The 18,545-nt window shown below is 66.3% G+C and carries 19 protein-coding genes; 6 read left to right on the forward strand and 13 right to left on the reverse strand.

Features of this window, described 5'->3' with window-relative positions; translation table 11 throughout:
• Together ACX80G_RS15475 and ACX80G_RS15480 are read right to left on the reverse strand one after the other, a co-directional pair.
• On the reverse strand, nt 1-464 hold a 464-nt coding region (locus tag ACX80G_RS15475; protein WP_459308762.1), incomplete at its 3' end, for a hypothetical protein.
• A gap of 120 nt (nt 465-584) precedes the next feature.
• Nucleotides 585-1,220 (reverse strand): hypothetical protein, encoded by a 636-nt coding sequence (locus ACX80G_RS15480; protein WP_459308764.1) that lies wholly within the window; start codon nt 1,218-1,220, stop codon nt 585-587.
• Nucleotides 1,221-1,552: 332 nt separating this feature from the next.
• On the opposite strand from ACX80G_RS15480, the gene ACX80G_RS15485 reads away from it, so the two are divergent.
• Nucleotides 1,553-2,638 (forward strand): S-(hydroxymethyl)mycothiol dehydrogenase, encoded by a 1,086-nt coding sequence (locus ACX80G_RS15485; protein WP_459308765.1) that lies wholly within the window; start codon nt 1,553-1,555, stop codon nt 2,636-2,638.
• Nucleotides 2,638-3,267: an MBL fold metallo-hydrolase gene (locus ACX80G_RS15490; protein WP_459308767.1), complete on the forward strand. Its 630-nt coding sequence runs from the start codon at nt 2,638-2,640 to the stop codon at nt 3,265-3,267. Before ACX80G_RS15485 ends, ACX80G_RS15490 begins: the two co-directional genes overlap by 1 nt.
• Before the next feature lie 77 nt (nt 3,268-3,344).
• Here the strand turns inward: ACX80G_RS15490 and ACX80G_RS15495 are convergent, their stop codons facing one another.
• Nucleotides 3,345-4,151 carry a PIG-L deacetylase family protein gene (locus ACX80G_RS15495; RefSeq protein WP_459308768.1) on the reverse strand — a complete coding sequence of 269 codons (807 nt, stop codon included), beginning with the start codon at nt 4,149-4,151 and terminating at the stop codon, nt 3,345-3,347.
• A gap of 49 nt (nt 4,152-4,200) precedes the next feature.
• Nucleotides 4,201-4,944: a lipoate--protein ligase family protein gene (locus ACX80G_RS15500; protein WP_459308770.1), complete on the reverse strand. Its 744-nt coding sequence runs from the start codon at nt 4,942-4,944 to the stop codon at nt 4,201-4,203.
• A gap of 19 nt (nt 4,945-4,963) precedes the next feature.
• On the opposite strand from ACX80G_RS15500, the gene ACX80G_RS15505 reads away from it, so the two are divergent.
• The 4 genes from ACX80G_RS15505 to ACX80G_RS15520 are packed head-to-tail and all read left to right on the forward strand — an operon-like array spanning nt 4,964 to nt 11,038.
• Nucleotides 4,964-5,347, forward strand: coding sequence for a DUF2177 family protein (locus tag ACX80G_RS15505; protein WP_459308771.1), 384 nt, complete (start codon nt 4,964-4,966; stop codon nt 5,345-5,347).
• Nucleotides 5,344-5,775, forward strand: a complete 432-nt coding sequence (locus ACX80G_RS15510; RefSeq protein ID WP_459308772.1) for a DUF2177 family protein — start codon at nt 5,344-5,346, stop codon at nt 5,773-5,775. The genes ACX80G_RS15505 and ACX80G_RS15510 overlap by 4 nt, the downstream gene beginning before the upstream one ends.
• Nucleotides 5,776-5,813: 38 nt before the next feature.
• Entirely contained in the window at nt 5,814-9,686 is a 3,873-nt protein-coding gene (locus tag ACX80G_RS15515; protein ID WP_459308774.1) for a Pls/PosA family non-ribosomal peptide synthetase, read from the forward strand.
• A complete protein-coding gene (locus tag ACX80G_RS15520) occupies nt 9,683-11,038 on the forward strand; it encodes a M1 family metallopeptidase (RefSeq protein ID WP_459308776.1) in 1,356 nt (451 codons plus the stop codon). Before ACX80G_RS15515 ends, ACX80G_RS15520 begins: the two co-directional genes overlap by 4 nt.
• Nucleotides 11,039-11,054: 16 nt before the next feature.
• Here ACX80G_RS15520 and ACX80G_RS15525 read toward each other — a convergent pair whose 3' ends face one another.
• The 9 genes from ACX80G_RS15525 to ACX80G_RS15565 form a co-directional block, all read right to left on the reverse strand.
• Nucleotides 11,055-11,339 carry a DUF427 domain-containing protein gene (locus ACX80G_RS15525; RefSeq protein WP_459308777.1) on the reverse strand — a complete coding sequence of 95 codons (285 nt, stop codon included), beginning with the start codon at nt 11,337-11,339 and terminating at the stop codon, nt 11,055-11,057.
• 96 nt (nt 11,340-11,435) lie between these two features.
• Entirely contained in the window at nt 11,436-12,467 is a 1,032-nt protein-coding gene (locus tag ACX80G_RS15530) for an aldo/keto reductase (RefSeq protein WP_459308779.1), read from the reverse strand.
• A 58-nt stretch (nt 12,468-12,525) separates the two neighbouring features.
• Nucleotides 12,526-13,302 (reverse strand): thioesterase family protein, encoded by a 777-nt coding sequence (locus ACX80G_RS15535; RefSeq protein WP_459308781.1) that lies wholly within the window; start codon nt 13,300-13,302, stop codon nt 12,526-12,528.
• A gap of 18 nt (nt 13,303-13,320) precedes the next feature.
• Entirely contained in the window at nt 13,321-13,482 is a 162-nt protein-coding gene (locus tag ACX80G_RS15540) for a hypothetical protein (protein ID WP_459308783.1), read from the reverse strand.
• Nucleotides 13,483-13,551: 69 nt separating this feature from the next.
• On the reverse strand, nt 13,552-14,187 hold the full coding sequence (locus ACX80G_RS15545; RefSeq protein ID WP_459308784.1) for a DNA alkylation repair protein: 636 nt from the start codon (nt 14,185-14,187) through the stop codon (nt 13,552-13,554).
• Nucleotides 14,188-14,238: 51 nt separating this feature from the next.
• A complete protein-coding gene (locus ACX80G_RS15550; protein WP_459308786.1) occupies nt 14,239-15,060 on the reverse strand; it encodes a GAF domain-containing protein in 822 nt (273 codons plus the stop codon).
• A 20-nt stretch (nt 15,061-15,080) separates the two neighbouring features.
• A complete protein-coding gene (locus tag ACX80G_RS15555) occupies nt 15,081-15,701 on the reverse strand; it encodes an ECF RNA polymerase sigma factor SigK (RefSeq protein WP_459308788.1) in 621 nt (206 codons plus the stop codon).
• A 121-nt stretch (nt 15,702-15,822) separates the two neighbouring features.
• Nucleotides 15,823-17,328: a carboxyl transferase domain-containing protein gene (locus ACX80G_RS15560; protein WP_459308789.1), complete on the reverse strand. Its 1,506-nt coding sequence runs from the start codon at nt 17,326-17,328 to the stop codon at nt 15,823-15,825.
• A gap of 1 nt (nt 17,329) precedes the next feature.
• The gene (locus ACX80G_RS15565; protein WP_459308790.1) at nt 17,330-18,544 is read right to left on the reverse strand and encodes a CaiB/BaiF CoA transferase family protein; all 1,215 of its coding nucleotides are present in this window, start codon (nt 18,542-18,544) and stop codon (nt 17,330-17,332) included.
• Nucleotide 18,545 lies beyond the last annotated feature (1 nt).

Consider the following 18,545-nt stretch of genomic DNA (forward strand, 5'->3'; position numbering starts at 1 on the left):
ACAGTGTCCTCAACAGTGTCCTCAACAGTGTCCTCAACAGTGTCCTCAACAGTGTCCTCAACAGTGTCCTCAACAGTGTCCTCAACAGTGTCCTCAACAGTGTCCTCAACAATGTCCTCAACAATGTCCTCAACAGTGTCCTCAACAGTGTCCTCAACAGTGTCCTCAACAGTGTCCTCAACAGTGTCCTCAACAGTGTCCTGTGGCAGCAGCATGCCGACCAGTGATGCGGGCCCAGCCAGCTCCGCCGGGGTGGGCGCAGTGTTGGCCGCGAACCGGTGAGCCCGCGCGGACTTACCCACTCGCCGTAAGACACCCGCGACCTCACCGGGACTCCACGACGGATCCATCAACGCCAACGACCCCGAACCACCCGGAAAACCAGGGCCCGCCCGACCACCAAGACTGGCGGAAAACACCTCAGCGATGCTCCGGTTGTGGCCTGCCTTCTCCTGCTGCTTCATACCCCCATCCCATCACCCGCCACCGACATTCCTAGCCCGCTAAGAGGACAGAAGCCAGGACTGCATTACGCCCACAGCGAACACAACAAAGGTCCGCATTGGTAACGGCGAACTGTCTTCTCAGGACCCAGCAGGTGGAGGCCACGGAGCTCGTACGCCGTCGTCCTCACAGAAGGTTGTGGTGACAGCCTCCCCCGCCAGGCAGCCCCCATCGATCAATCTCCGAGCGCCAACCGGTTCTGCCAGTTCCACAGTTAGCTGGACCATGTCGTTGCTGGGACAGTTATAGCCGGCCTCAGGCAACGCCCCAACGTCGGTCTTGATCACGATTCGGTCCTCTTCGTAGGTGATCTTGGGCTCCAGCACAGGTCCGGTCACCCCGCCCGAGCAACCTATCCGAGTCACGTCAACCCGGAAACTTGTTGAACTCGGCGAGACCTCCTCGCCCTTGGGTAGCCGCCAGATCGCTGATGCTGACGGCTCGCGCACGGCCCAACGCACGCCGTCGTCCTCGCCGCAGTACGTCGCAGGAACCGCATTCACGTCCAGACAGAGACCGTCGACCAGATCCCGGTTTCCCACGGATTCGGTGAGATTGACCGTCACCGCGACCACATTATTGCCCTGACAGGTCAAGGTTTCGCGGCCAGGTATGGGCTCAACATAGGTCTCAATGACAATTCGATCGGCCTCATAGGTGAGTTCCGGGTCCAGCACCGTGCCCGTCACGCCATTCGAGCAGGCCGCCCGTTCCACACCCAACCTTAAACTCGTTGAGGCCGGCGACACCTCATCCGGACTTGCCAAAAGCCAGGTGGCCACCACCGGTGAATCGCCCTGGGAGCCACATCCTCCTAGCAAAGCGATACCAGCTGCCGTGCTCGATGCCAATAGATACCGCCGCATCAGCCACACCACCCCTCACCGCAGAGCCAATCCACCCGCATGAACTTCAGTATGCTCCCCCGCCTGATGAGCGTGAAGCCCCACCCAGAGCGGGGCAGAAATCACCTGATTGAACCGCTGTCGGTGTCCGTGCCTATGCTTGGGATAACCGCCCGGTACCCAACTGAAAGGACCGTGTAGAAATGGTTCATAGAGTCCAAGCCGTAGTTGTCAGGGAAAAGAACGCTCCAGCGGGCATCGAGACCATTCTCGTGCCCGATCCGGGACCGGGTGAAGCGCTGGTGGATATCCTCACCTGCGGCGTCTGCCACACCGACCTGCACTACAAACAGGGTGGCATCAGCGACGATTACCCGTTCCTCCTTGGCCACGAAGCCACCGGCGTGGTCAGCGCCGTCGGACCCGATGTCACCGAGGTGGAGCCCGGCGACCGGGTCATCCTCAACTGGCGCGCGGTGTGCGGCGAATGCCGTGCCTGCCGCCGCGGCGAGGCCCAGTACTGCTTCAACACCCACAACGCCACCCAGAAGATGACCCTCGAGGACGGCACCGAACTGTCCCCCGCGTTGGGCATTGGCGCCTTCGCTGAGAAGACCCTCGTCGCAGCCGGCCAGTGCACCAAGGTGGATCCGGCTGCGGATGCCGCGGCCGTCGGCCTGCTGGGGTGCGGCATCATGGCAGGCATCGGCGCCGCCATCAACACCGGAAACGTCCGCCGTGGCGACTCGGTAGCAGTCATCGGCTGCGGCGGAGTGGGCAGCGCAGCCATCGCTGGCGCCAAGCTTGCGGGCGCGACGACGATCATCGCCGTCGACATTGACGACCGGAAACTCGAAGCCACCAGGAAGCTCGGAGCGACCCACACGGTCAACTCCAAGAACCAGGACGCAGTCGAGGCCATCCAGGCACTCACCGACGGCAACGGGGCCAACGTGGTGATCGACGCCGTCGGCCGCCCCGAAACCTACAAGCAGGCCTTCTACGCCCGCGATCTCGCTGGCACAGTGGTGCTCGTGGGCGTCCCCACCCCCGACATGATGCTGGAACTCCCACTCCTCGACATCTTCGGCCGCGGCGGCTCCCTGAAATCCTCATGGTACGGAGACTGCCTCCCGTCACGGGACTTCCCGATGCTGGTCAGCCACTACCAGCAGGGCAACCTGAACCTCGACGCGTTCGTTACCGAGCGCATCACCCTGGACCAGGTCGAAGCAGCCTTCGACAAAATGCACGACGGTTCGGTGCTCCGTTCGGTGGTGGAACTCTGATGGCCGCCCGTGTAGAACACCGCGTCACGTCCGGGACCTTCTCCCTCGACGGCGGCACCTGGGATGTTGACAACAACGTCTGGATCATCGGCGACGACACCGAGTGCATCGTCATCGACCCAGCCCACAACGCCGACGCGATCGTCGAGCAGATCAACGGCCGGCCGGTGCGAGCCATCCTGCTGACCCACGGGCACGATGACCATATCCGCTCCGTCGGGGACGTGCACGAGGCCGTCAAGGCTCCCATCCATCTGCACTCCGCCGACCGGATGCTGTGGGACCAGGTCTACCCCGGCACCGCGCCGGACCAGGAGATCAACGACGGCGACGAGTTCCAGGTGGCTGGCGTCACCCTCAAGGCGCTGCACACCCCCGGACACTCCCCCGGGTCGGTGAGTTTCTACCTGAAGGAGGCGGGCACGGTGTTCACCGGCGACACGCTGTTTCAGGGTGGTCCGGGTGCCACCGGCCGGTCCTTCAGCGACTTCCCGACGATCATCGAGTCCATCCGCGACCGCCTGCTCAGCCTCCCGGCTGAGACTGTGGTGCGCCCCGGGCACGGCGACTCGACGACGGTCGGCGCCGAAGCACCATCCCTTGATGAGTGGATCAAGCGCGGCCACTAAAGCTCAACAGCACAACGACGACGACCGCCCCGTGGCCACTACCTAGCCGCGGGGCGGTCGTCGCTTAGATCCAAACCCTAGAGCCCCTCGAAAATGTCGTGGAGCACCGGATCCTTGGACGTCCGGGGTGGCCAGGCGACGACGAAAAACTCTCGGCCGACGGTCCGCCGCCAGTCGCCGGCGCTGCGGGTGGGATCCGAGATCAGATGGAGTTGGCTCCGGTGTTGCGACAGCCCGGCGACGATCCGGTCGGCCACGGCTGTGGTGTCCACCTCCAGGCCAATCGATTCGTCGGGCACACCGCGCAGGTGATAAACCCTGGACGGATCCCAGGCTTCCTTGCCCGCACGCACCCGTGCGGCATTCCAGCGCTCAAACGTTGACGCTTTCATGGCGCCGTGGAGCAGTCTGCGCAGCCCCGGCCCACCGGCAGCCCGGCGTCGATGAAAGGCCTCATCGGTGGCCCGCCCCACCGTAATGTGATCGGGGTGCCCGGTGATCCCGTCCGGCCCGAAGGTGGCCACCACATCGGGGTGTTCCTCCTCCAACAGGGCACCGATCCGGTCCACCAGTTCCTCAAAGGGCACCGCGGCCAGCGCCCCGTCCGCGTAGTCCAGCCAGATGTGCCGGTCGGGAACACGTCCCAGCGCTCGCCAGGCGTTGCGGCACTCGCCCCGACGCACCGCGCCCAGGGACTCCCGGGTGGCCGGAAAATCCGGTGGGATTTCCCCCGCAGCACCGTCGGTCGCATGAACCAGCGTGAACCGGAAATCTGGGTCAGCCGCGTGCAACGCGACGCTTCCCGCCAGTCCGTAGGCGTCGTCGTCGGGGTGGGCGACCACCAGCATCACTGACCGCGCCTGCGGGTCTGCGGTTCGTGCCATACCCTGCCTCCACACCGGCTTCGATCAGCTCCGAACGGTCATCCTGGAGTCAGGATACGCCGGGCAGGAGGGCTGCGGAAGCCTCCGACAGCTGAAGGGTGTAGCCTGCGTGCCGGTAGGCGGCCAGGATGGCACGCCCGACGTCGTCGACGGTCACCCCGGGGACGAGATCATTGGCAGCGCCGGCCGTGGCGGGGTCCCAGTCCAGTCCCATCGCGGCGTACGACGACGTCAGCACCGCCCGGATCGGAGCCGAATTTTCCACCACGACCACCGAAGAAAAAAGCCACGCACCGGACACCACCCGCTGGGCCGTCCCGACCAGCTTCAGACGTTGCCCACCCGCACTCACCCCATGCACGCTGTACTCGCCGGGGCAGTATTCGCCGGGAATCTCCCCTACAGCCGCGTCCACACCCACCGAGCGCAGTGCTGACGCAAGGAGTCCACCAAATCCGGCAAAACGTTTCCGAGACCCGGCAACCGCATCGCTCTGCGGCTCGACATGATCAATCACCAAACACCCGCGGTGGTAGGCAGCAGCCCGGCCGCCCGCCCGGCGGACCAGCGGCTCAAACCCGTGCGACCGCGCAGCAGCCTCAGCTGACGCGAACCCGGCCAACCGGGTGTCCCGTTGCCCAAAGGCCAGGGTAGGTTCGGGCCGGTACAGCCGCAGTGTGGCGGGCCGCTGCCCCGCAGCCACGGCGCGCAGCAGCCCAATGCCCTCCGCGAGATCTGCCGCAGCCCCGGCCGAAGCGCCGTCGCGCACCACCAGCAGGTCCGTCCCGGTCATCTAGGTTAGGCTCCTGTCCATGGTCTTCCTGCAGTTTCTGGTCGCCGCAGCGACATTCCTGCTGCTCGACGCAATCTGGCTCAAATCAATGAGCACCTTCTATCGTCAGCAGCTGGGCGACCAGCTTGCCGACAGACCCAATTTTCTCTACGCGGCGGCGTTCTACCTAATCTATGTAGCCGGCATCGTGTTGTTCGCCGTCCAACCCGCACTGGCCGCCGAGTCCTGGTGGGCGGCGTTGGGTTATGGTGGGGCGCTGGGCTTCTTCGCCTACGCGACCTATGACCTCACCAACGCCTCAACGCTCAAACGGTGGCCGGCCGTCCTGGTCGCCGTCGACCTCGCCTGGGGCACCGCCCTGACGGCCCTGATCACCCTGGTCACGTACCTGGTGTTCGCATGATCCGGTTCGCCCGCGACACAGCGGTGGTGGCCGCTTTTTTCCTGCTCTTCGACATCCCCTGGCTGCTCGCGATGGCGGGAACGTACCGGGGCTGGATCGGACCGCTGATGGCCGAACAGGCATCACTCGGGTATGCGGTGGTGTTCTATCTTGCCTACGCCGCGGCAGCCTGCTGGCTCGCCGTCCGGCCCGCCCTGGAGAAGGACAGCCTGAAAGCTGCTGCACTATCCGGCGCGGTCCTCGGCTTCGCCGCCTACGGCACCTACGGCTTCACCAACGCCGCGACCCTCCGCGACTGGCCGGCACAGATGCTCCTCATCGACACCGTCTGGGGCACCGTCCTGACCGCCGGGATTTGCGCTGCAGCCTGCTCAACCATCAGGCGCATCAACCGGCGCGGCACACCGCTGCACGACGACGGCGTGTAGCCGCCGCGCGCAGCGTTCCCGGGTGGGACACTTATCAGGTGACGCCGCATACCCCGCAACTTTCCCGCCGGTCAGCGGCCCCGCAGCCGCGCACCCTGATCGACATCCTCACCGCTACGGCGGAGGCTTTTCCTGACGCCTCAGCGCTCGACGACGGCGCCACCAGCCTCAGTTACGCCGAGTTACTGTCCAGCGTCCGTGCCATGGGGAAGGAGCTTCACCTGGCCGGGCTGGGTGCCGGGGACAGGATCGGCATCCGGATCCCGTCCGGCACCGCCGAGCTGTATATCGCCATCCTCGCTACTCTGCTGATCGGAGCCGCCTACGTCCCGGTCGACGCCGACGACCCCGACGAGCGCGCCAAACTCGTGTTCTCCGAGGCGGGCGTCGCCGGAATTATCAGGGCGGGGCGCGCGCCGGTGGTGCAGAAGGGCAGGAATGCGCCGTTCGCGACACCGCGCATGCCCCGCCCGGACGATGACGCGTGGATCATCTTCACCTCCGGGTCCACCGGAACGCCCAAAGGGGTTGCGGTCACCCACCGCTCGGCGGCAGCCTTTGTCGACGCCGAAGCCCGGTTGTTCCTGCAGGCCGAACCTGCAGGCCCCACCGACCGCGTCCTCGCCGGACTTTCGGTGGCCTTCGACGCGTCCTGTGAGGAGATGTGGCTCGCCTGGCGCAACGGTGCATGCCTGGTTCCCGCCCCACGGGCACTCGTCCGCTCGGGCATGGATCTGGGTCCCTGGCTGATCACCCACGGCATCACCATGGTCTCCACGGTGCCCACCCTCGCCGCCCTCTGGCCGGTCGAGTCGCTTGAAGCGGTCAGACTGCTCATCTTCGGCGGCGAAGCCTGCCCTCCCGAATTGGCAGCGCGGCTCGCCACCGACGACCGGGAACTGTGGAACACCTATGGCCCCACCGAGGCGACAGTCGTCGCCTGCGCCGCCCTGTTGGGCGGTCCCGGCCCGGTGCGCATCGGCCTCCCCCTGGACGGCTGGGACCTCGCCGTCGTCGACGGATCGGGCGTCCCGGTGGCCGCAGGGGACATCGGCGAGCTGATCATTGGCGGAGTCGGTCTGGCCCGATACCTTGATCCGCAGAAGGACAAGGAGAAGTACGCCGCCATGCCGTCGCTGGGCTGGGACCGGGCGTACCGCAGTGGTGACCTGGTCAGGTTTGACCCGGCCGGCCTGGAATTCATGGGACGCGCCGATGAACAGGTCAAGCTCGGCGGGAGGCGCATTGAGCTCGGCGAAGTCGACGCCGCCCTGCAGTCCCTCCCCGGCGTCGCCGGCGCCGCTGCGGCAGTGCAGACCACCGCCGCCGGCAACCAAGTGCTGGTGGGCTATCTGGTGCCAGCGGGTGCGCCGCTCGACCTGCCGAGCCTACGCTCCCAGCTCGCCGGTTCACTACCCGCAGCGCTCATCCCGATGCTCAGCGAGGCCGCTTCCCTTCCCACCAAGACCAGCGGGAAGGTGGACCGGGCGGCCCTGCCCTGGCCGCTGGCCCAGGCTGGCGACGGCGACGTGCCGCTGCTCGACGACGAAGCCCAATGGGTGGTTGATCAGTGGACTGCGGTGCTCGGTCTGCCGGCGTCGGGATTGGACGCCGACTTCTTCGCCTATGGCGGCGGCAGCCTGTCAGCGGCGCAACTGGTTTCAGCCCTGCGGCAGCACTATCCCACCGTCACGGTGGCCGATATCTACGCTCATCCGCGGGTGGGCGCCCTGATCGAGATGGTGCGCCATTCGGAGCCGGTTGGCGGAACGATCAGGGTTGAACGACATGTCGCCCGCACCACCCGAAAAGCCCAGGTGTTCCAGACCCTGATGGGGCTCCCGCTCCACCTGCTGGTCGGCATGCGCTGGCTGACCTATCTGATGATCATCAACCAGGTGCTCGCCGTCGCCGGCGTGTCAGCCGCACCGACCGTGTCCTGGTGGTGGATCCTCGCCAGCTGGACGGTCTTCGTGAGCCCGCTCGGCCGGATGGGAATCTCCGTGGCTGCCGCCCGGATCCTGCTCCGCGGCGTCCGGCCGGGAAGCTACCCCCGCAGCGGCAGGGTGCACCTCAAACTGTGGCTCGCCGAGCAGATCGCCGACATGGCGGCCGCTGTAAGCCTGGCCAGCGCGCCGTGGGTCACCTATTACGCCAGGGCCCTAGGTGCAAAGATCGGGCGCGACGTCGACCTCCACTCGGTGCCACCGGTCACCGGGATGCTCCACCTCGGCAGCGGTAGCTCCGTTGAACCCGAAGTTGACCTTTCCGGCTGGTGGGTCGACGGCGACCTGGTCCACATTGGCAGGGTCAGCGTCGGGGAACGCGCGGTCGTCGGTACCCGGAGCACGCTGATGCCCGGCGCGCGAATCGGCGCCGACTCCCAGGTTGCACCAGGTTCTGCCGTGCTGGGGAAGGTCCGGCCCGGTCAGCAGTACGCAGGATCCCCCGCGACCCGGGTGGGAAAGGCCAAACCCATCTGGCCCGACGCCCCACCGTCGTCGTCCCGCACCATCAGCTTCCCAGCGTTCGCGGCCGCTTCGGGAGTGCTCGCCGGGATCCCCTATCTGGCCGCTGCGATCGCGGCGCTTCCCCTCATTGCCGCCCTGCGCGGCTCCCCCACCCTTTCCGGCGCGTTGCCGCAACTCCTCTGGTCCGTGCCCGCGGCCGGCCTGCTCTGGTTTGTGGCAACGATGCTGCTCATCCTTGCCGCAGTGCGGCTGCTCGGCGTCGGTCTGCGGGAGGGATATCACCGGGTCCGCAGCCGGGTCGGCTGGCAGGTCTGGGCCACCGAACGGGTCCTCGACCTGGCACGCGACCTCCTTTTCCCGTTGTACGCAAGTCTCTTCACGCCGGTGTGGCTGAGACTGCTCGGGGCGTCGGTGGGGAAGAACGTCGAGATTTCGACAGTGCTGCTGGTCCCGAAGATGACGACCATTGGCGACGGCGCCTTCCTCGCCGACGACACGATGGTGGCCTCCTACGAGCTCGGCGGGGGCTGGATGAAGGTGGCCCCCGCAAAGATCGGGAAGCGGGCTTTCCTCGGTAATTCGGGGATGACCGCCGCGGGTCGCCGGGTGCCCAAGAACTCCCTCGTCGCCGTGCTGTCGGCCACCCCAGCCAAAGCCAAGGCGGGAACCTCCTGGTTGGGCAGCCCACCGGTCCGGTTGCGCCGCACCCAGATGGATGCCGACCAGACGCGGACCTTTGACCCGCCACGGCGCCTCAAGGTGGCACGGGGTGCGTGGGAGGTCTGTCGGCTCGCCGCGACGCTGCTCACCGTGACCATCGCTGTGCTGGTGCTCGTGGGACTCGACGCCGTCGCCGTCCGCTGGGGGTATCCAGTGGCCGCCCTGCTCAGCGGTGTGGTGATGCTGACCGCCGGGGGGCTGGCCGCGGTGAGCGCCGTCGTCGTGAAGTGGTTGCTGGTGGGCCGGATCAGTGCCGGTGAGCATCCGCTGTGGAGCTCCTTCATCTGGCGCAACGAGGTGGTTGATGCGTTTATTGAGACGGTGACCGCCCCCTGGTTTGCGCGGGCCGCCAGCGGCACCCCCACGCTCGTGTGGTGGCTGAGGGCGCTGGGCGCCAAGATCGGTCATGGGGTGTGGTGCGAAAGTTATTGGCTGCCGGAAGCCGATCTGGTCACCCTCGGTGACAGCGTCACGGTGAACCGGGGGTGCGTTATCCAGACCCACCTGTTCCACGATCGGGTGATGTCGATGGACACCGTAACCTTGAAGGATGGCGCAACGATGGGACCGCACGGAGTGATACTTCCCGCTGCCCGCCTGGACCAGGGTTCAACCGTTGGACCGGCATCGCTGGTGATGCGCGGTGAGACGGTCCCCGCCGGGAGTTACTGGATCGGTAACCCGGTCAGCCCCTGGAAACGGCCGGTGGCCGCTCCATGACGCAGGCTGTCGACGGGAAGCGGGCCAGCAGCGCCCTCGGCCCCGATCCCTATACGCCCGGTCACGGCTCCCCGGACTGGACGGCGCTGCACTACGACCTTGACCTTGACTACCGGTTGGCCAGCAACCGGTTGGTGGGCCGCGCCGTCGTCACCGGCCGTGCCGCCGGACCGCCGTCCCGTCTCCTGCGCCGGATTGAACTGGACCTGGCCGGATTGAAGGTCACCAAGGTCAGTCTCGGCGAAGGACGGGTGCTGCGCGTCAGCGCGAGGGGTTCCCGCCTGGTCGTGACCCCGGGTGAACCGCTCACCGGTGGCCAGGAGTTCACCCTCGACATTAGATACGGTGGGAACCCGCTGCCCCTGAGAAGCGTCTGGGGTGAGCTGGGCTGGGAGGAACTGACCGACGGCGTCCTGGTCGCGGGACAGCCCACCGGCAGCCCCTCCTGGTTCCCCTGCAACGACCTGCCCAGCCAGAAGGCCACGTACCGCATCGCGGTGACCACCGACGCAAACTACCGTGCCATCTGCAACGGGCGGCTGGTTTCCCACACCCCCCGGTCCAGCCGCGGCACCTGGGTGTACGACCAGCCCGAACCGATGGCGACCTACCTGGCGACGGTGCAGATCGGGCGATACCAGCTGGACCGCTCCAGCACCTCCCCCGTCCCCCAGTTCACTGCCGCACCGGCCGGGTTACGCGAGACTGCACGCCGTGCCCTGGTCCGCCAACCGGAAATGATGAGTACCTTCATCGATCTCTTTGGGCCGTATCCCTTTGAGGCCTACACGGTGGTGGTCACCGATGATGTCCTGGAGATCCCGCTGGAAGCCCAGTCACTGTCGATCCTTGGGCGGAACCACCTGACCATCGGGTGGGAATCCCAGCGGCTCATCGCCCATGAGCTGTCCCACCAGTGGTTCGGCAACTCACTGACAGCGGATTCCTGGCGGGACATTTGGTTACATGAGGGATTCGCCTCCTATGCCGAATGGCTGTGGTCCGAAAAGTCGGGAAACCTTTCGGCGGCGCAGCGAGCAGCAGACGCCTGGCGCAAGCTGGCGGCCGAGCCGGAAGACCTGGTGATCGGCGATCCTGGGGCAGTACGCATGTTCGACGATCGGGTCTACAAGCGAGGCGCCCTCGCCCTGCATGCACTCAGAACGGCAGCCGGGGATCAGCTCTTCTTCACGTTGCTGCGCTCATGGACCACTCAGTTCAGGCACCGCAACGTCACCACCGCGGATCTGGTCGCCGTGGCGGACAATGTCTGTGCCGGGGTCGCAGGCTTCGACGCCGCAGGGTTATTGAAGCCCTGGTTGTATCGGACCAGGCTGCCACCGCTGCCCTGACCCCGGCGGGAACGGGTCAGTCGGTGACGGTCACTCCGCGCCAGAAGGCCACATGATCGCGGATGTTCTCCGCTTTGGCCTTCGGCTCGGGGTAGGTCCAGGCGGCGTCGTCGTTGACGGTGCCGTCGACTTCCAGCGAGAAGTAGCTCGCTGTCCCCTTCCACGGGCACACAGTGGACATGGCGCTGTCGGTGAGATATTCGGTTTTGACCGAGTCCCGGGGGAAGTAGTGGTTCCCCTCCACCATGACCGTCTCGTCTGACTCCGCGATGACCACGTTGTTCCACATTGCCTTTGCCATGGTGCTGGCCTTTCTCTGAGGTTCCCTCAACGGGTTGGTACTCACTGCTAACCGCTGACGGGGCGTGAACATTCCGCCGCCCGCCCCCGCCCCGGGTCAGCGCTCGCCGTCGAGCATGCGGCTGCGCTGCTCCTGGCCCGGCACACCGTAGGGGTAGTCTGCGACCTCAGAAGCGCTGACTGTGCTCAGCCGGTCAACCTCCCCGGCGGTGAGCTTCACGACGTCGGCGCCCAGGTTGTCGGTGAGCTGGGCGGTGTTCCGCGCACCGAGGATCACCGCCGTGACAGCCGGCTGCTGCGCAACCCAGGCGAGGGCCACCTGCGACGCGGTGACTCCGCGCTCGGCGGCGATCTCCACGACCGTGTCGATGATGCGCCAGGTGCGTTCCTTGGCGTTGCGTTCCTTCCAGGCCTCCATTCCGCGCTCGGGGTTCTCGCCGAGCCGGGTCTCTCCGGTCGGGGAGGTGTCGCGCTGGTATTTGCCTGTCAGCCAGCCGCCGCCGAGGGGTGACCAGGGCAGGAGACCGATGCCGGCGTCGAGCGCTGCCGGAACGATTTCCGACTCAATCTCGCGGACCAGCAGACTGTACTGGGGCTGCAGGGTGACCGGTGCGTTCCAGCCGTGGATTTTCGCCATCATGACGGCCTTGGTCAGCTGCCAGCCCAGGTAGTTGGAGAAGCCGTAGTACCCGATCTTGCCGTTGCTGATCGAGTCCTCGAGGAAGCCGAGGGTCTCTTCGAGCGGGGTCAACGGATCCCAGGAGTGCACTTGGTACAGGTCGATGTGGTCCACTCCCAGCCGGGCAAGGGAGTCGTCCAGCGCCCGGCGGAGGTGGCGGCGGGACAACCCCAGATCATTGACGCCCTCGCCCATGGGGAAGCGGCCCTTCGACGCCAGGACCATCTGGTCCCGTTCGGTCGGGTTCTTGGCCAACCAGGAGCCGATGATCGTCTCCGAGGCGCCTGCCGTGTACACGTCGGCGGTGTCGATGAAATTGCCACCCGCCGCCACGTAGCCGCTCAGGATCTGATGCGAGGTCGCCTCATCCGCTTCGGCCCCGAAGGTCATGGTGCCAAGTGCATATGCCGAGACGGCAGTGCCGCTGTTTCCAAGCTTCCGGTATTCCATCGTGTGTGCTCCTTTGGATCGACTGGTGGTGTTTCCCCACTCCATCCTAGTTGCAGTGCTACAACTTCCTGATCGTCAGAATCTGCTCGGCACGCCCAAAGGGCCCGGCGACGTCATGCAGCACCGCAGAGGTCAGCCCAATGCCGTCGGTGCCAAAACTGACGCTCGTCTCCAGGCCGAGCCACTCGCCTGCCGGTTCCCGGTACAGGTGGACCTGCAGGTCAAGGTTGGGGAACATCCAGCTTCCCAGCCCCGGTGCGACGCGGGCTGACACGCCGTTGGCGGTGTCGATCAGGCCGATCAGCCGGACCAGGTCCGTTGTCGGAAAATCTTCAACCACTTGGTGCGGCGTCCGCAGCCAGACCCGCCCGCGTCCGGGGCGGTGTCCATCCACCACACGGAACTCCAGCGATTCGATGTAGCCGCCCGGCCAGGCGGTCATCTCGGCAAACGGGCCGGCCGACTCAGGTCCGGGCATCGGCGCGTCCTCGATGGCCGCTACGGCAGAGCTGTCAGCCTTCGCGAGCCGCCACGCCTTCGCACGGATTACCGTCCGTCCATCGGAGATCATCTCGGCTTCCAGCAGCTCAATGGTCCTGCCAGGCCTGACCACCTTGACGATGACGTCGAACGACCCGCCGGGAATCATCCCGAGAATGTCAAAACTCAGCCGTGCCATCCGCAAATCCGGGCGGGGGCTGAACTGCTCAAGGCAATGAGCCAGCAGCCCCGCAGCTGGCGCCATGTGCTGTTCCTTGGGGTTCCAGGCGCCCTGAGCATGGATGGTCGATTCGAAGCTGCTCTCACCCAGGGAACGGTAGTACGAACTTGCCATGAAAAAAGCCCCCCGGATTTAGCGCCGGTTGAGGAAGCTACGGATCTTGGAGGTAATGCCCGCGCTCGCGGAGCCGCCAGTTTTCCCACCGGTGCTGCCGCCGGCATGTCCACCCGTGGTTCCGCGGTTGCCGCTAGCCAGTTTTCCAATGGCGTTCTTGATCGTGTCGCTCAGGCCCATGATGTACTCCTCTGATAGCTGGACGACGGCGTCGTCTCACCTACGACTCTACGCGGGTGGACCACTCGGTCATGTCGGCGGGATGCTCAGCCCCGGCCGGGCCTTTGCCCATGCGGCGCCCATCAGTTCAATGGCCTGGCCGACGACGTCGTGCCCTGTTCCTTCCCGGCTCGCCGCTCTCGCTGCCTTGGCCCGCCGAACATGGCCGTCCCAGTCCCCGCCGCCAGCACGCAGGGGCCGCAGGGGTGAAAGCAGCGCCGCCCGGCTGAGCCAGGGGTCGACGTCGCTCGCCCACCGGTCCAGCACGACAGCCGCACGCTCCCTGTCCCGTGGCGGCAACCGATCAATCAGGGGACCCACCACGTCGATGGCAAGCTGGTCGGTGAGGTCCGCTCGGCCCGCAAGCCTCAGGAACCCTTCAATGCGGGTCAGATCGGTGACCTGAAGGAGGGACCCCTTCGATTGCAGCACCACGACGGCCGCCAGCCGACGCTCGAACACCGGGACGGACCACAGTTCGGAACTCAGCGACAGCACGGCGTCGTGATCCATTCCCCGGTAGCGGCGAAACGCATCGCGGACCGTGCCGCGCACGGCGCCCACCGACGAGCCGTAGACCCGGAGGCCATCGCCCTGGTCCGCCGCCCGTTCCCACGAGGCCTCACGCTGCAGGGCGGCATCGATAAAGTCTCCCGCGTCACTCACGATGTTTCCCGTTTCACTCCTGGCGCCCGCGAACAGGGTTCGCACCCGCGGCTACGCCGGTGATGAATCCAGTTCTTCCTGGGCCTTGGCGGCCAACCGCTCCAATACCAGTCCGTCGGTGCTGGAGAAGCTGCGCGGGCGATCATCGATAATGCATAACGTGCCGATGGGCCAACCGTCCGGCCCGCGGAGCGCAAGCCCTGCATAGAACCTGATGTGGGGTTTCAGCTGCACCAGAGGGTTGTCGCGGAATTTTCCGTCGACCAGCGCGTCGGGAACGACCAGCACCCGGTTGTTCCGAATGGTCTGGTCGCAGAAGGAAACCCGGCGCGGGACATTCGAGCCGATCGGGCCCGCCACCGATTTGATGAACTGGCGGTGCTGGCTGATCAACGCGATCGAGGCCGAACTGACGCGAAAGACTGCCTGGGCCTCCCGGGTGATCCTGTCGAACCGCTCCTCGCGGGCGGTTTCCATCAGGCCGGTGCGGCGCAGTGACCGTAACCGCCTGGCCTCGTCCCGGTCCATCGGGAATAACGCGGCCGACGTCGTCATGAGCCGTCGCAGCGCCGTATCCGTCCAGCTGTCGAAGCTGCTTTCGACGGGAACCCCGGTCGCGAGGGAAATGTCGTCGGTGGTGTACGCGGCACGCCGCACCGGTGAGTTGACGTCGTCGAGCATCTCATTGATGGCATGCGAGACCATGTCCCGCTGGAGGTCGTCAAGTTGCATCAGACCATGAAGGTACGCAGTGAATTCGACCAGATCGCAGGAACCGCCGATGCCGGTGTAGTAAATCCAGGCAGAGTCGAAGTCAAGGCCGGAGTTCACTGCGGCAAGGCGCGCGAACCACTGCTGCAGGTAGGGATCCATCGATTATCTCCTCTCCAGGCTCATCGGGAGTGCGCGTCGTAGCCGTCGGCTTCCATCGCGTTGCGAAGGCGGATCAGGCCAGCCTGGATTCGCGACTTTGCCGTGGGTAGCTTGATCTGTAGCGTTTCGGCGACCTGCACATACGTGAGCCCCCCATAGTAGGCAAGATTGATGGCCTCAGCCTGGCGAGGGGTGAGAGACGCCAGACATTTCCTGACGCTCTCAGACATCATCGTGTGGTGGACCGTATCCTCGACACTGTCCTGCCCCACAGCGGCCGCACGCTGACTGTACGCCGCATCCCTCCCGATCGAGCTCTGCTCACTGCGCACCCTGTCGACGGCCCGGCGGTGAGCAAGAGTGAAGATCCAGCTCTGCGGCGACCCGCGATCGGCGTCAAACTGGCCGGCCGACGTCCAGAGGAGAAGGTAGACCTCCTGAACCACTTCCGCGGCGATTGCGGGGTTCTTGATGACCCGCAACACCAGCCCGTACACCCGTTTGCAGGTGACCTCGTACAGGGCCGTGAAGGCCGGTTGCTCCCCATCAGCGGTCCGCAGAAGAAGCTCGGTCAAAGGAGGGGAGCCCGCCTGATCCATCACTGAGGAATCGGCCGGACCGAGCGTAGTGCTGTTCAACATGAGACCTCGCCGTTAAGTGAAGTGTGCGGTTCGAGACCAGCGACGCTGCTGCGTCGTCGGGGCCCACACGGTTCGAACTATGCCATCCGGACGGGCTACCCGCAACAAAGGCAGGGCCATTTCACAGTCCGAGGCCGCGGTACTTGGCTGTTCTGGTCGTCAGCAGCCCGTCGATGGCTGCCCCGGCCAGCGCCGACAGCTCGTACTCGATGGCCGCGCCCATCCGCCGGCAGAAGGCTTTGGCTTCGTCTGCGGCGTCGTCGCGCTCGTCCACGATGTGGTCGACCAGACCATTGGCGTGCAGCGAGGCCACGTTGACGCCCTGCGCCTCGGACAGCGCCGGTGCGAACTCGGTGCTGCGGTGCATGATGGCGCTCGCCCCTTCGGGCGGGAGCGGCGACAGCCACGCGTGGTGGGCGGCGATGGTGCGGTCTGCCGGGAGAAGCGCCAACGCTCCCCCGCCGGCACCCTGGCCGAGCAGCACCGAGACCGTCGGCGACCGCAGCCCGATGAGGTCATAGAGAGAACGGGCGATTTCGCCGGCAAGGCCGCCCTCCTCGGCTTCCCTGGACAGGGCCGCGCCGGCCGTATCGATCACCGTCAGCAACGGCAGTCCGAGTTCCTCGGCCAGTCTCATCCCGCGTCGAGCCTCGCGCAGCGACGCGGGTCCCATTGCACTCTCCGAAGTGGATCGGGACCGGTTATGGCCGAGCACCACGCAGGACTGGCTGCCGAAGCGGGCCAGCGCCAATTGCAGGCCGGGATCCTTTTCGCCCTGGCCGGTGCCGTTGAGCGGCAGCACATCCTGGGCAGCCCAGCCGAGCAGCCGCCACAGATCGGGTCGACGCCGGTTACGGGAGATCTCGATGGAGGTCCAGGCACCGACCGGGGAGGGTACGACGTCGACGGTTGCCGGTAGCGCCACGGGCTCGCTGGCCCGCCGGGTCAGCACGTTCAACGCCCGGTCAACGATCTCAGGTAGTAGTTCCGGAGGGACCACGGCATCAATCAGCCCCTTGTCGTAGAGGTTTTCTGCGACCTGCACCTTCTCGGGGAACGGGGTGCCGTACAGCGCCTCGTAGACCCGCGGGCCGAGGAAACCGAGCAGGGCTCCCGGCTCCGCGACTGTCACGTGGCCGAGTGAGCCCCAGGACGCCATGACGCCGCCGGTGGTGGGATGCCTCAGGTACACCAGGTACGGCAACCGGGCCCGCCGGTGGGTGCGGACCGCGGCCGAAATCTTCACCATCGAGAGGAACGCGAGCGTGCCCTCCTGCATCCGGGTCCCGCCCGACGCGGGTCCGGCCAACAGGGGCAGCTTCTCACGGGTGGCACGCTCGACAGCCTCAACAATCCGATTGGCGGCGGCCAGCCCGATGGACCCGGCAAGGAACCTGAACTCCGAGACGATCACTGCCACGCGCCGGCCGCGGATGAGGCCCTCGCCGGTGAGCACGGATTCGTCAACGCCGCTTCTGTCGCGGGCCGCCTGCAGCTCACGTTCATACCCGTCGTCGTGATGCGGCCCGGCCACTGGGCCATCCCAGGAGATGAAGGTGCCCGGGTCGAGCACGACGTCGATCAGTTCCGCCGCCGACAGATGGCGCACCGGCTGGGCCACAGACATGCTAGGAGTCCTTCGCCAGGGCGTCGTCCAGCCAGCGCCGGATGTCGGCGCCATCCTGGTCCAGCAGTGGCGGCGCCGTGTGGGTGGAGTTGGTGGTTTCCTGCTCCGCGCCATCGAAGAACCGCAGCGGCGGGCCGGGGAGGCTCACCGTGCCCAGTAGCTGGTGCTCGACGTCGATCAGTAGGCCCTGCGACTTCACCTGCTCCCATTCGTACACCTCGTCGAGGGACCGGACCTTGCCCGCCGGGATGCCGGCTTCGTTGAGCTTCGCCAGCAGGGGCTCGGACTCGTATGCGGCGAAGGCCGTTTCAATCTCGCCGATCAGCAGGTCACGGTTCCGCACGCGGTCGCCGTTGCTGGCGAACTCGGCACGGCCCGCGTCGATCCCGAACGTCGTGGCGAACGTGTGCCACAGCTTTTCGCTGCCGACGCTGATCTGGACCTTGCCGGCGTCGCAGCCGAAGAGGCCATAGGGCGCGATGGACGGGTGGTGGTTGCCCTGCGCCTTCGGAACCTCGCCGGCGACGGTGGTTCTGGTGCCCTGGAAGGCGTGGACGCCGATCAGCGCGGCGAGCAGCGACGTCCGCACCACCTGGCCCTTGCCGGTCTTCTCCCGTTCCAGGAGTGCGGCCAGCGCGCCGTATGCCCCGTACATTCCAGAGAGGAGGTCGGCGATTGGCACGCCGACGCGCTGCGGGTCATCCGGACCGGGCCCGGTGAGCGACATCAGGCCGGCCTCGCCCTGCAGGATCTGGTCGTAGCCACTCCTGCTGGACTCGGGGCCGTCGTGCCCGAATCCCGTGATGGAGAGGATGACCAGCCGGGGGTTGAGCTGGTGCATGACCTCGGTGGAGAACCCTAGCCGGTCCAGGACGCCCGGCCGGAAGTTTTCGACGACGACGTCGGCCCGTTGCAGCAGCGCGGTCAGGACCTTCTTTCCATCGTCGCTCTTCAGATCCAGGCCGATGGATTCCTTGTTCCTGTTGCAGGACAGGAAGTAGGTGGCCTGGGGGTTGTCGTCGGGGCCCACGAAGGGTGGGCCCCAGCCGCGGGTATCATCGCCGGAACCGGGGTTCTCCACCTTGATCACGCGGGCGCCGAGGTCGGCCAGCATCATTCCGGCGTGCGGGCCCGCCAACGCGCGGCTCAGGTCCACCACGAGGGTGCCAACGAGTGGGCCGGACCGCTCTGCGGGGCTGGTAGTAGCTGTGGTCATG

It is taken from the genome of Arthrobacter glycogeni, from assembly GCF_054510815.1.